10 protein-coding genes are annotated in these 13,399 nt (G+C 74.1%); 7 read left to right on the top strand and 3 right to left on the bottom strand.

Features of this window, described 5'->3' with window-relative positions; translation table 11 throughout:
* The first annotated feature begins 438 nt into the window (after window positions 1-438).
* The 3 genes from AB4039_RS38825 to AB4039_RS38815 all read left to right on the top strand — a co-directional run bounded on the left by AB4039_RS38825 (window position 439) and on the right by AB4039_RS38815 (window position 4,490).
* A complete protein-coding gene (locus AB4039_RS38825) occupies window positions 439-1,869 on the top strand; it encodes a hypothetical protein (protein ID WP_442272974.1) in 1,431 nt (476 codons plus the stop codon).
* Window positions 1,870-1,971: 102 nt separating this feature from the next.
* On the top strand, window positions 1,972-3,261 hold the full coding sequence (locus tag AB4039_RS38820) for an AAA family ATPase (protein ID WP_442272973.1): 1,290 nt from the start codon (window positions 1,972-1,974) through the stop codon (window positions 3,259-3,261).
* Window positions 3,258-4,490, top strand: coding sequence for a DUF2201 family putative metallopeptidase (locus AB4039_RS38815; RefSeq protein ID WP_266846630.1), 1,233 nt, complete (start codon window positions 3,258-3,260; stop codon window positions 4,488-4,490). The genes AB4039_RS38820 and AB4039_RS38815 overlap by 4 nt, the downstream gene beginning before the upstream one ends.
* 70 nt (window positions 4,491-4,560) lie before the next feature.
* Here AB4039_RS38815 and AB4039_RS38810 read toward each other — a convergent pair whose 3' ends face one another.
* The gene (locus tag AB4039_RS38810) at window positions 4,561-4,977 is read right to left on the bottom strand and encodes a Fur family transcriptional regulator (RefSeq protein ID WP_442272972.1); all 417 of its coding nucleotides are present in this window, start codon (window positions 4,975-4,977) and stop codon (window positions 4,561-4,563) included.
* A gap of 379 nt (window positions 4,978-5,356) precedes the next feature.
* Between AB4039_RS38810 and katG the strand changes: the two genes are divergently transcribed.
* A complete protein-coding gene (katG, locus tag AB4039_RS38805; protein WP_266846626.1) occupies window positions 5,357-7,588 on the top strand; it encodes a catalase/peroxidase HPI in 2,232 nt (743 codons plus the stop codon).
* Between the two features lie 66 nt (window positions 7,589-7,654).
* On the opposite strand, the gene AB4039_RS38800 is transcribed toward katG, so the two are convergent.
* Window positions 7,655-8,188: a DM13 domain-containing protein gene (locus AB4039_RS38800; RefSeq protein WP_266846625.1), complete on the bottom strand. Its 534-nt coding sequence runs from the start codon at window positions 8,186-8,188 to the stop codon at window positions 7,655-7,657.
* Window positions 8,189-8,325: 137 nt separating this feature from the next.
* Window positions 8,326-8,691, bottom strand: coding sequence for a gamma-glutamylcyclotransferase family protein (locus AB4039_RS38795; protein ID WP_266846624.1), 366 nt, complete (start codon window positions 8,689-8,691; stop codon window positions 8,326-8,328).
* Between the two features lie 350 nt (window positions 8,692-9,041).
* Here AB4039_RS38795 and AB4039_RS38790 point away from each other — a divergent pair, with 350 nt between their 5' ends.
* From AB4039_RS38790 to AB4039_RS38780, 3 genes are all read left to right on the top strand, one after another.
* The gene (locus tag AB4039_RS38790) at window positions 9,042-9,479 is read left to right on the top strand and encodes a DUF7144 family membrane protein (protein ID WP_266846622.1); all 438 of its coding nucleotides are present in this window, start codon (window positions 9,042-9,044) and stop codon (window positions 9,477-9,479) included.
* 336 nt (window positions 9,480-9,815) lie between these two features.
* Entirely contained in the window at window positions 9,816-11,750 is a 1,935-nt protein-coding gene (locus AB4039_RS38785) for a bifunctional metallophosphatase/5'-nucleotidase (RefSeq protein WP_442272971.1), read from the top strand.
* Window positions 11,751-11,807: 57 nt separating this feature from the next.
* Window positions 11,808-13,399 (top strand): type I polyketide synthase (locus AB4039_RS38780; protein ID WP_442272970.1); only part of this gene is annotated, 1,592 nt, incomplete at its 3' end.

The raw sequence follows: 13,399 nt of genomic DNA, 5'->3' as shown, positions 1-13,399 counted from the left end.
GGCGGGGCCGGGCCGGGCCGGGGGCCGCCTCCGACGACGGGCTTCGCCCCGGCCCGGCGCGGCGCGTCACCGCTGGTCAGGGGCCGGATCGGGGCCGCCCGCCGGTCCGCGTCGGACGCCGGGTCCCCCGGTGGCGGGCCGGGGCGTACGCGGGAAGGGGGCTCGGACCCGCCGGGCGCGCCGCCCTCCTCCCCCGGCCGCCGGGCGGGCCGGGCGGCGACCCCGCGCAGGCCCCGGGGTCGGCCGGAACGAGCCCGGGACTGGCGGTTTTCCGGCAGGGACCGCGTCAACGCCCTTGACGTCGAGGCCGGTTCCGGGCCCGCCCGGCCGCCGGTCCGCAAACTCCTGGCCGAGAGATCCGCGGAGCGCTACGATCATCGCGATGACCACCGAAACCCTTCACAGATCGGGGGTCCCGTCCACGCAAGGTGAGCGCTGATGCTCACTCAGGACGTGTACGGGGATTCCCGCCTTTCCCTCTGGCTGCGCGTGCGCGAGTTCGCCGTGCCGGCCACCATGATCGAAACCGCCACCACCCGCCGCCGTGCGGGCGACTGGGCGGGCGCCTGCGCCGCCGCGGGCATCGACGTCGACCTGGACCTGCGCCGACTGGCGCGCACCCACGGCCGTGACCTGGCGGCGCGGATCCGTGCGGACCTGCGCCATCTGGCTCCCGACCTGTTGCGCTGGCACCTGCCGCGGATCGCTCCCGACGGGCTGCTGCGTCCCGGGCTGACCCTCACGCTGGCCCGGTACGAGGGCGCGGGGTACGACGGTTCGTGCCCGGTGCACCTCGTGGTGCGGACGCCGCCCGCCTGGGCGGAGGCGGGCCAGCGGTTCAGCCTCGCGCTGTACGACCGCTCCCGCCCCGAACCCGGTGAACCGCGCCATCCCCACCCGCGCCCCGACCGGCGGTTCCGCCTCGACCTGCACCGCCATCTCTGGGACGCGCGCCGCAGCGACGAGCTGCGGATCCGCGCCGGAGCGGGCGTGGCGGCGGCCGGTGGCGGTGGTGCCGCCGCCCGTCCGGAGCTGCCGGCGACGGTCCCGGACGGGCGCCGCTTCGCCGTCGACCGGTGGGCGGCCGAGGCCGCGATCCTGCTCCGCGCCGAGGGGCGCCCCGCCGGAGCCGTCACCGTACGGCTCGGCACGCGTCGGCACCTGCTCCTGGACCTGGCTCCGGGCGGGGACGGCTCCGGGCCGCCCGCGCTCCGGATCACGACCGTGTCCGGGGACGCCGCGGCCTCCGTGACCGGGGACCGCGGCGCGCGCGTCCTGCCCGTCCTGCCCGACGCGGCGACCCGGGTGGCGCCCGACCTGGAACTGCTGCGCGCCGGACTGGTCGAGGCCGGCCGGCTCCACCCCCTGGTCGCCGCCGCCCTGGAGCCCGGGTACCGGCCGGCCGGCCCTCGGCGGGATCCGTACCCGCCCGGCGGGCCCCGGCCCGTCGAGTGCCGGGGCGCCCGGCACCGGATCGGGCCGGTCGGCGGGGTGTTGACCGCGCTGGACCACGATCCGGACGAGATCCGGCGCGAGGAACTGCTGGTGGCGCTGGGCGGGACTCCCCTGCCCTGCCTGCGCGCCATCGACGAGGCGCACCGCCGTCCCGACTGCCTCACCGGCGTCCGCGAACGCCTCGACCACGGGGACACCGCCGGAGCGCTGGCCGTCGTGGAGGGGCTCCTCGGCCCCGACGCGGTGCTGCGGGGCGGCGCCCTGCGGGACGAGCTCCGGGCGGCGGCGCAGCGACGCCTCGTGTACGGGCTGTTCCGGGCGGGCCTGGCCGGGCCCGGGCCCGGCCGCCTCCTCGACGGGCGGAGCCGTCCGCGCGGCCACCGCCCGCGCCCCCGTCTCGCGACCGCCCGCTGACCCCTCCGGCCGACGTCCGCCGTACCCGGCCTACCCGCCCCACCCGCCGCACCCCTGCTTCCCCATGCCCGCCCGTCTTCCGCGAACCCACAGGTGATCGATATGTCCGCACTGTCCTCGTACGCCCYCACCCCCGCCCCCATCCCTGTCCGCACCGCCCCCGCGGAGACCGGCCCGGCCGCCCGGCTCGACGTCGCCGGTGACCTGCTGGCCCTCCTGCGCGAAACCACCACCGAACCCCGTCCCGACGTGCAACTGGAGGCGCTGACCCTGGCCGTGGCCGCCGACCTGCCCGTGCTGCTGTGGGGTGAGCCGGGGATCGGGAAGACCGCCGCCCTGACCCAGCTCGCCACGGCCCTGGACCTGCCGCTGACCACGGTGATCGCCAGCGTGCACGAGCCGTCCGACTTCTCCGGACTGCCCGTCATCGGCGACGACCCCGCCGTCCAGGGCGTGCCGATGGCGCCGCCGGACTGGGCCGTGCGCCTCGTGCGGGCCGGCCGGGGGCTGCTGTTCCTGGACGAACTGTCCACCGCGCCGCCCGCCGTCCAGGCAGCCCTGCTGCGCCTGGTGCTGGAGCGGAGGATCGGCGCGCTCCAACTGCCGCCCGGGGTACGGATCGTGGCCGCCGCCAACCCGAGGGGCTCGGCGGCCGACGGCTGGGAGCTGAGCCCGCCCCTGGCCAACCGGTTCGTCCACCTCCAGTGGACCCACGACCACGAGGTCGTCGTACGGGGTCTCGGCGGGACCTGGCCGCGCGCGACCCTGCCGACGCTGGACCCCGTACTCCTGCCGGAGGCCGTGGCCTTCGCCCGCCGCGCGGTGTGCGGACTGCTCACGGCCCGGCCCAAGCTGGTCCACCTGCTGCCCAGCGGCGAGGCCCGCCGGGGCGGCCCCTGGCCGTCGCCGCGGAGCTGGGACATGGCCTTGTGCCTCACCGCCTTCGCGACGGCCGCCGGTTCCTCCCGGGACGTGCTCTCCCTACTGGTCCGGGGCACCGTGGGAGACGGCCCGGGTCTGGAACTGCTGGCCTGGCTGGACCGCATGGACCTCCCGGACCCGGAGACGCTGCTCGCTGACCCGGCCGGCGCCGCGCTTCCGGAACGGGGGGACCTGCGGCAGACCGTGCTCGACGCGGTGGTGGCCGCCGTCCGGGCGCGCCCCGAGCGGTCCCGCTGGGACGCGGCGTGGGCCCTGCTGGTCCGGGCGCTGGAGACGGGGGCCCCGGACCTGGTGGTGGTGCCCGCGACGACCCTCGCCGCGCTGCGGCAGGAGGACTGGGACGTGCCACCGGCGATCGAGCGGCTCGCCGGGGTGGTGACGCTGTCCCGGCGCGCCGACCGGGCAGCGGCCCGGGTCGCGGGCCGGGCCGGGGCGGAGGCCGGCGCGTGACCGGGCGACCCACCGGGACGCTGGACCTCGACAAGCTGTTCGCGGCCCGGCTGTACGCCGTACGGGCCCGGCCCTACCTGGCGACGGCCCTGTTCGCCCTGCACGTCGTGGAGTCGCCACGGGTGCCGACGATGGCCGTGGACCGGCACTGGCGGTGTTACGCCTCCCCCGGGTTCGTGGAGCGCACCCCGGTGGAGGAGCTCGCCGCGGTGTGGGTCCACGAGGTGTCGCACCTGCTGCGCGACCACCACGGGCGCGGTGACCGGCTCGCGCGGGAGCACGGGCTGACCGGGCCCGGGGACCGGCTGCGGATGAACATCGCCGCGGACTGCGAGATCAACGACGACGCCTTCGGCGACGGGCTGGTGGCACCCGAAGGGGCCGTCACACCGGGGACCTTGGGGTTGTCCCCCGGGGAGCTGATGGAGGACTACCTCCGCCAGTTCAGCCTCGGAGCGGGCACCCTGCACCTGACCTGGCTGGACTGCGGCAGCGGGGCCGACGGACTGGACCGCGGGTGGGACCTGGGCCCGGACGGCGCGCACGGGCTCAGCGAGCAGGAAACGGACGCGGTCCGCTTCCGGGTGGCACAGGGCATCGCCGGCCGCCCGGGAAGGGCCTCGCGGGGCTGGCGGCGGTGGGCCGACGAGGCCTTCCACCCGCCGCAGCCGTGGCGGGAGTTGCTGGGGGCGGCGCTGCGCTCGGCCGTCGCGGGTTCCGGCGCGGGCGAGGACTACACGTACGGGCGGCCGTCGCGGCGTTCCGCCGGGGTGCCGGGCGCCGTCCTGCCGAGTCTGCGGCGCAGGCCGCCCCGCGTCAGCGTGATCATCGACACCTCCGCCTCGGTGAGCGACGCCGAACTGGGCAGCGCACTCCTCGAAGTCACCGCGATCTCCCGTGCCGTGGGCGGCCGCCGCGACCTCGTCACCGTGCTGGCGTGCGACGCGGCGGCCCGGGTGGCGGACCCGCTGTGCCGTGCCGAGGGGTTCGCGCTGGTGGGTGGCGGGGGCACCGATCTGCGCGCGGGTTTCGCCCGCGCGCTGCGCACGGGCCCCCGGCCGGACGTGATCGTGGTCCTGACCGACGGACAGACGCCGTGGCCGGCGGACCGGCCCGGGTGCCGGACGGTGGTGGGTCTCTTCCCCCGGGGGGCTTCGTGGCGGGAGGACGATCCCGACTACGTTCCGGACGCGCCGCCCGCGTGGGCCCGGGTGGTGGAGATCGGCTAGTGCCCCGGCCCATACGGGGTCGAGCGGCGAGCCGGGGCGAGCGGCGTACCGGGCGGCGGAGCAATGGTTTTCAGCCGCGGGCGCWGGCGGGGCACAGCCCCCGGTAGGTGACCTGCACGCCGGACACGGTGAAGCCGAACCGTTCGTCCGCGGGCAGCTGGGCCAGCGGGTCGCCGGTGGGGTGGACGTCGCGGATGAGCCCGCAGCCGGAGCAGACGAGGTGCTCGTGCGGCCGGTGGGCGTTGGGGTCGTAGCGCTTGGCCCGGCCGTCGGTGGAGACCTCGACGACCTCCCCGAGGGAGACCAGTTCGCCCAGGGCGTTGTAGACGGTCGCCCGGGAGATCTCGGGCAGCCGCTCCAGCGCACGGGCGTGCACCTCGTCGGCCGTGAGGTGCACGTGGTCGCCGTCGAGGACCTCCGCGACCACCCGACGCTGGGACGTCAGGCGCCAGCCGCGCTCTCGCAGGCGTTCCAGCAGGTCACTCATGTCGGCTCACCCGTTCAGGTCGGCCGGATGTCCGGAATGTGGCGACGGTCGTCCGGTATCCGGGAGGACTGGGTCTTGGTGTCCTTCTTGACTTGGATTCCGTCCATCGTAGGATCGGATTCGTAGATAGCCAAGGGACAGGAAGACTCCAGAGCGGCAGGAGATCGGATCCGTGACGGACCACCGCCGAGGAGCCGCACGGCGTGGAACCGCAGGTGCGGGCCGCCCGTTCCCCCCTCGCTCGACCGTGCGCGCCGTGGCCCCCGTGATGTCATGGCGGCCGACGTGGCCGAGCGCCTTACCGGGGCCCCGCGCCCCGGACCCTTCACCCGCATGCAGTTTTCGAGCGTTGTGATCGACCAGGTCCGGAAGGATTCCCATGTCTGAGAACCACGATGCAGTCGTCACAGAGGCGAAGTCGCAGGGCCCGGGCGGCTGCCCGGTCGCCCACGACCGCGCCCCGCACCCGACGCAGGGCGGCGGCAACCGCCAGTGGTGGCCCGAGCGGCTCAATCTGAAGATCCTCGCCAAGAACCCCGCCGTGGCGAACCCCCTCGGTGAGGAGTTCGACTACGCGGAGGCCTTCAAGGCCCTCGATCTGCCCACCGTCAAGCGGGACATCGCCGAGGTGCTCACGACCTCGCAGGACTGGTGGCCGGCGGACTTCGGCCACTACGGCCCGTTCATGATCCGCATGGCCTGGCACAGCGCGGGCACCTACCGGATCAGCGACGGCCGCGGCGGCGCCGGGGCCGGCCAGCAGCGCTTCGCGCCCCTGAACAGCTGGCCGGACAACGGGAACCTCGACAAGGCCCGCCGCCTGCTGTGGCCGGTCAAGAAGAAGTACGGCCAGAGCCTGTCCTGGGCCGACCTGATGATCCTGACCGGCAACGTCGCCCTGGAGCAGATGGGCTTCGAGACCTTCGGCTTCGCCGGCGGCCGCGCCGACGTCTGGGAGCCGGACGAGGACGTGTACTGGGGCCCCGAGACCACCTGGCTCGACGACGAGCGCTACACCGGCGACCGCGAGCTGGAAAACCCCCTCGGCGCCGTCCAGATGGGCCTCATCTACGTCAACCCGGAAGGCCCCAACGGCAACCCGGACCCGCTCGCCGCGGCCCGCGACATCCGTGAGACCTTCCGCCGGATGGCGATGAACGACGAGGAGACGGTCGCCCTGATCGCGGGCGGTCACACCTTCGGCAAGACCCACGGCGCGGGTCCGGCGGAGAGCGTCGGCGACGACCCCGAGGCCGCCCCGATCGAGCAGCAGGGCCTGGGCTGGAAGAACACGTACGGCACCGGCAAGGGCGCCGACGCGATCACCAGCGGCCTGGAGGGCATCTGGACGAACACCCCGATCACCTGGGACAACAGCTTCTTCGACATCCTGTTCGGCTACGAGTGGGAGCTCTTCAAGAGCCCCGCCGGCGCGAACCAGTGGCGGCCGAAGGACGGCGCCGGTGCCGGTACCGTGCCCGACGCCCACGACCCGTCGAAGAGCCACGCCCCGACGATGCTGACGACGGACCTCTCGCTGCGGGTCGACCCGGCGTACGAGCAGATCTCCCGGCGCTTCCACGAGAACCCGGCGGAGTTCGCCGACGCCTTCGCCCGCGCCTGGTTCAAGCTGACCCACCGCGACATGGGCCCGGTCGTGCGCTACCTCGGCCCCGAGGTCCCCTCCGAGACGCTGCTGTGGCAGGACCCGCTGCCGGCGGTGACGCACGAGCTCGTCGACGCGTCGGACATCGCCGCGCTCAAGCAGCAGGTCCTCGCCTCGGACCTGACGGTGTCGCAGCTCGTCTCGACCGCGTGGGCCGCGGCGTCCTCGTTCCGCGGCAGCGACAAGCGCGGCGGCGCCAACGGCGCACGCGTGCGCCTCCAGCCGCAGGTCGGCTGGGAGGTCAACGAGCCCGACCAGCTGGCCGCGGTGCTGCGCGTCCTGGAGGGCATCCAGACCTCCTTCAACTCCGCCCAGACCGGCGGCAAGCGGATCTCGCTCGCCGACCTGATCGTGCTGGCCGGCGCCGCCGCCGTGGAGCAGGCCGCCAAGGACGCCGGCTTCGACGTGGTGGTCCCCTTCACGCCGGGCCGCGCGGACGCCACGCAGGAGCAGACCGACGTGGAGTCGTTCGCCGCGCTGGAGCCGGTGGCCGACGGGTTCCGCAACTACCTCGGCAAGGGCAACCGCCTGCCGGCCGAGTACCTGCTGATCGACCGGGCGAACCTGCTGAACCTCAGCGCGCCGGAGCTGACGGTCCTCGTCGGCGGCCTGCGCGTGCTGGGTGCGAACCACCAGCAGTCCGCGCACGGGGTGTTCACCAAGACCCCGGGGTCCCTGACCAACGACTTCTTCGTCAACCTGCTCGACCTGGGCACGACGTGGACGGCGACGTCGGGCGACCAGAACACCTTCGAGGGCCGCGACGCCTCCACGGGCGCGGTCAAGTGGACCGGCACCCGCGCCGACCTGGTCTTCGGGTCGAACTCGGAGCTGCGCGCCGTCGCCGAGGTGTACGCGAGCGACGACGCGAAGGCGAAGTTCGTCAAGGACTTCGTCTCCGCCTGGGACAAGGTCATGAACCTGGACCGGTTCGACCTGGCCTGAGTCCGAGGTCCGGGCCGGACCGCCGCGGCCGGCCCGGCCGCCGGCCCGGACCCCTCACCGCCGTGGTCACACGGCGGTGAGGGGGGCCGCGCCGAAGGAGACGTCGAAGCGGTCGCACCAGATGGTGACGCTGCTGTACTCGGCGGGGTTCACGCCGGCGGGGATCGCGTAGTTCTGGTCGCCCTTGTTCCCCTTGAGCTTGCCCAGGCTCAGGTGCTTCCCGTCGTCGAACACGCGCCAGCCCGCCGTGCCCTCCTTCACCGGCGCGTCCGTGATCCAGACCCGCAGGTCGGGGCCGCTGCTCGTGTCCAGGCCCTCCAGGCGCAGGGTGTGGCTGCCGTCGGGGAGACGGATGATCGTGGCCGTGCCCGTGGTGGTGTGCTCGTGGCTGATCAGCGTGCCCCGGGCGACCGTACGGGGTCCCGCGGGAGCGGACCGCGAGGAGGCCGGGGAGGGCCCGGCGACCGGAAGGGCGTCGCGGACGGTGTCGTCCTGCCACAGCTTCCACGGCTGGAACCAGTAGAGGCCCGCCCCCAGCACCGCCGTCACCGCGATCAGTACCGCGACGACCGCTCCCCGGCGCCGATTCTTCGTGGCCACCGCACTCCGCCTTCCCTCGCTCCTGCGTCTCCCGCCATTCAACGGCGCCGGCATCCCCGGGGACAGGGGCGCCGCGATGACGGAAGTCTTACGGAGGCCGGCGGGGATCCGGGGCGGGAGCCTTCGCCGGGACGGGCTCAGCCCGCGTCGGCGGCCGGTGCGGCGAGGTAGGCCCAGGCCTTCGTGCCCGAGCTCAGGACGACCTCGGTCCGGACGTAGTCGTCGACCTCGTAGTCGTCCGCCGAGGCGAGTTCCGCATCGGTGATCGAGAACACGGTGCCGTCGACGGCGTCCGTCGGCGCGTCCGAGGCGACGACGAGGGGGTGCCGGTCGGAGCCGCTGGCCGCTATGACCTCGGGGTCCGTGATGGTGATGTAGGTGGTCCGGTACCCGGGCAGCCCGTCGGGGCGGCCGTCGAGCGGCCTCCCGAAGCGGGCCAGCTGGACGTCGGGGGACTGGAGGGTCCCGTACGAGAACAGCAGGTGGGTCGTGGGAGCGGCCATGCGGACAACCTCCTGGGATCTTCGCCGGTACGGCGTCCCCACCCTAGCGGAGCCGGTCAACTCATCGATCATGGACCGTCGTTGAAGGACGCGGGCGACCCCGCCGGCCACCTCGGCGTGTACGCGGCCGCCCTCACCGTCCTGCCCCGGCTCCTCGGCTACGGCATCACCCGCGCGGTGCGCGCCGTACGCGGCACACGACCCACCGGAACCGGGCCTGACCCGCCCCGCCGCAGGCGGGGCCCGCCGGAATTCACCCGAACGGCCGCGCTCCGGTGTCCCCCTCCCGGGCACTGCCGAACGATGGGACTGCCTGCCGGAAGCGGCGTCCCTCGGTCAAGGAGCATTCCGTGTCCCAACAGAGCACCACCCCAAGGTCTCCCCAGCCCCACAGCGCCAGCGGCGCCTGGGCCGCGGGCGGCACGATGTTCGCCGCCGTCCTGCTCCTCGTGGACGGCGTCCTCAGCGTGATCAAGGGCATCTCCGGAATCGCGCAGGACGAGGTCTACACGCGGCTGGGTTCCTACGTGTTCAAGTTCAACGTCGAAGCGTGGGGCTGGATCCACCTGCTGCTCGGCGTCGTGCTGCTCATCGTCGGCGCCGGCCTCATCAAGGGCGCGGGCTGGGCCCGGGTCATGGGTGTGGCGCTGGCCTCCATCAACGTGATCTTCGACTTCATGTGGCTGCCCTACACGCCACTGTGGGCGCTCGTCTCGATCGCCGTCTCCCTCTTCATCATCTGGGCCCTGTGCACGGACAGCAGCCGCACGAGCACCCGTACCGCCTGACAGCGCCCCGCCGTACCGCCCATACGGGCCCCGCCACGGCGGGGCCCGTATGCGTGCGCCCCGACCCTTCCGGCCCCGAGGCGCCTCACACGGGCACGCCGTCAAAGACGTCGTGCGGGGGCCGGGGCATGGAAGGCCCCGTGGACGGGGACGATCCGGTGCGTGCTCACGACCCGCACGGTCCCGGGGGGGGTCGTCACCGGCCGCGGCGCGGGCGCGGAGTTCGTCCACGGTTCGCCCCTGGGGCCCGTGCCGCACACCGGTTGGCCTTCCGGGCCGGGGAGACCGGTGCACGAGCGTTTCCAGGAGCTCTCGTACCTCGTTGGGGGAGTGTTCATGAACGGACTGGGCCGGCGCGTCTTCCTGACCGCGGCGGGGGCCGTCGGCGTGCGCGCCGTCACGGGTACCGCCGCCGCGGCCACCCGGGCGGCGCTCGACGCCGTCAGCGGAGCCGGGTACGTGGACGTGCAACTGCTGAACATCACCGATCTGCACGGCTACTTGAGCGCTCCGCCCGCCCGGGACGCCGTGATCACCGGGGCGGGCGGCCGGACGTACACGGTGGGCGGGGTCGCGTACATGGCCACGCATCTGCGGCGGCTGCGGGCGGGACGCGCCAACTCCTTCTTCTTCGCGCCGGGCGACCTCTTCTCGGGCTGGGAGTTCCCCGCGTTCGCGCTGTCCGACGAGCCGACCATCGAGGCGCTCAACCTGATGGGGCTGGACTTCGCGACGGCCGGGAACCACGAGTTCGACCGCACCCCCGGGTTCCTCGTCCGGCACATGGAGCAGGGCCTCCCGTACGAGGGCGAGGGGCGCACGAACACGTTCCCGGACTCGCGCGGCAGGCGCTTCCACGGCGCCGACTTCCGCTACTACAGCGCCAACGCCGTGGCGGGACCGGGCGGGGCGACCGTACTCCCTCCGTACCACGTCGAGTGGGTGAGCGCCCCCGGCGGACGGCAGTTACCCCTCGGCTTCATCCACCTCACCGCCCTGGGCACGGAGCGGTTCTCCAACTCCTTCCAGCCGGGCCTGACCACGCTCGACGAGGTGTCCGCCGCGAACCGTTGCGCCGCCGAGCTCAAGACCCGCGGGGTCAACGCCATCGTACTCAGCATGCACGACGGCGCCGTGGCCGGATCCGCGTTCGACTCGGGCAGCGACCCGAGCGGGCCGGCGTACGACCTGGCGCTGCGCGTGTCCGCGGACATCGATGCGATCGTGACGGGGCACTGGCACTGCGCCTTCACGATGATGCTTCCCGATCCCTCCGGACGGCTGCGGCCGTTCGTCGAGGCGGGCTGCCACGGCCAGATCGTCAACGAGATCACCCTGCGCCTCGATCCCGTCACCGGTGCGGTCGTCCGGGAGCTGACCACGTCGACCAACCACCCCAACACCCGTGACGTCGAGCCCGATCCGGAGATGCGCAAGGTGGTCGACTACTGGAAGGGGTACGCCACCCGGTACGCGGGCGCGACGATCGGCCGGCAGCGGGCGTCGTTCCGCCGCGTCCTGTCACCGGCCGGGGAGAGCACCATGGGCAACCTGGTGGCCGACTGGGCGCTGTGGGCCTCGGCCCAGCCGGCGGACTCCTTCGACACCAGCCCGCGTCCCGAAGGGGGCGCCGCTGACCTGGCGTTGATCGCGCTGGCCCCACGGACCGGCCGGAGTCTGATCAACACGGACCTGCTCCTCGGGTCCGCCACGGAGGATCCCGTCAGCTTCGAACGGGCCTGGCGGGCGGTCGGGTACGGCAGTCCGCTGATCACGGCGTCGGTCACCGGACGGCAGCTCCACGACGCCCTGGAACAGCAGTGGGCGCCGGACGGGCGGGGCGGGCTGACGTACGCGCCGCTCGCGGTCTCCGCCAACGTGCGGTACTCCTTCGACGCGTCGGGGCCGGCCGGTGACCGGGTGGCGCCCGCCGACGTGCTCATCGGGGGCTCCGCGCTGCGCCCGGACGGCACGTACCGGGTGGTGACGTCCTCGTACACGCTGACCGGGCAGGACGGGTACCCGGCCTTCGGCGGGTTCCGGGATCCGGCCCGGCACCGGCGGGACACCGACAGCTTCGTCGCGTACGTCACCGCCGTCGGCACCCTGCGTGCGGTGTCGACCGGCCGGGTGTCGATGAAGGGGGGCGCGCTGTCGGCCGGCCGGCCGGGCCGGCTGGTCCCCCTCGGCGAGCCGGTGCCGTCGGTGCCGGCTCCGGTGGCGGCCGCCGAGGCCGCCGCGGGCTCCACCGGGGGCCGTCCGGTCTGCTGAGCGGTTCGTAAGGCACGGGTTAGGGGCGCGTTATATGCCGTTCCGAGGATGAACGGCATGGAACCCATCGTGAGTCAGACTGACCCCGCCGCCTCCGGCACCGCCGTTGTCCGGGACGTTCCGATCGCCGTGGTCGGACTCTCCTGCCGCCTGCCCGAGGCACCCCACCCCGAGGCGTTCTGGGACAACCTCCGTGCCGGTGTCGACGCGGTCGGCGAGACTCCGAAGGACCGCTGGGACGCCGAGGCCTGGTACGACGCCGATCCCGACGCGCCGGGCAAGGCGGTGACGCGCCGTGGCGCCTACCTCGATCAGGTGGACCGGTTCGACGCCGCCTTCTTCGGCGTCTCCCCGCGCGAGGCCGCGGCCATGGACCCGCAGCAGCGGCTGGTGCTGGAGCTGAGCTGGGAGGCCCTGGAGGACGCCAGGATGCTCCCGGCGGCGGTGCGCGACACGCGTACGGGGGTGTTCATCGGTGCCATCGCGGACGACTACGGGACCCTGCTGCGGCGCGGCGGCGCCGAGTCCATCGGGCGGCACACCCTCACGGGGCTCCAGCGCGGCATCATCGCGAACCGCGTGTCCTACACGCTGGGTCTGCACGGCCCGAGCGTTACCGTGGACACGGTCCAGTCCTCTTCGCTGGTCGCCGTGCACATGGCCTGCGAGAGCCTGCGCCGCGGCGAGTCCACGCTCGCCCTCGCGGGTGGCGTGAGCCTCAACCTGGCTCCGGAGAGCACGGTGAACGCCGCCAAGTTCGGCGGTCTGTCGCCGGACGGCCGCTGCTACACCTTCGACGCGCGCGCCAACGGCTACGTCAGGGGCGAGGGCGGCGGCCTGGTCGTCCTCAAGCCCCTGGACCGGGCGCTGCGCGACGGTGACCAGGTGTACTGCGTGATCCGCGGTGGGGCCGTCAACAACGACGGCGCGACGGACGGGCTGACGGTGCCCAGCGCGAGCGCCCAGGAGGAGGTGCTGCGGCTGGCGCGCCTCAACGCCGGGGTGTCGGCGGAGGACCTGCAGTACGTGGAGCTGCACGGCACCGGAACGCCGGTCGGTGATCCCGTCGAGGCGGCGGCGCTCGGTGCGGCGCTGGGCGTGGAGCGCGCTGCGGACTTCCCGCTCCCGGTGGGCTCGGCCAAGACGAACGTCGGCCATCTGGAGGGCGCCGCGGGCATCGTGGGCCTGCTCAAGGTCGCGCTGAGCATCAGCCACCGGATGCTGCCGCCGAGCCTCAACCACGTCTCCCCCCACCCGCGGATCCCGCTGGCCGACCTGAACCTGGCGGTGCAGACGGAGCTGGCGCCCTGGCCGCGCCCGGACCGTCCGCTGATCGCCGGCGTGTCCTCGTTCGGCATGGGCGGGACGAACTGCCACCTCATCGTGGCGGAGGGTCCGGCCGCGGCGGCGGCCGCGGAGCCCGTGCCGGCCGTAGGGCCCGGGGAGTCCGAGGAGCCGGTGTCGCGCGGGGACGGCCCGTTGCCGTGGGTGGTGTCGGGGAAGAGCGAAGCGGCCCTGCGCGACCAGGCCCGCCGCCTGCACGAACACGTCACCGCGCACCCCGAAACCCACATCGCGGAGACCGGCCGCTCACTCGCCCTGACCCGCACCCACTTCCCGCACCGCGCCGGCATCACCGGCACCAGCCG

This window comes from Streptomyces sp. M-16 (assembly GCF_052114405.1).
Taxonomy (GTDB): Bacteria; Actinomycetota; Actinomycetes; order Streptomycetales; family Streptomycetaceae; genus Streptomyces.
The sequence above is the reverse complement of the archived record's forward strand: the minus strand, read 5'-3'. Positions and strand labels throughout refer to the sequence as shown.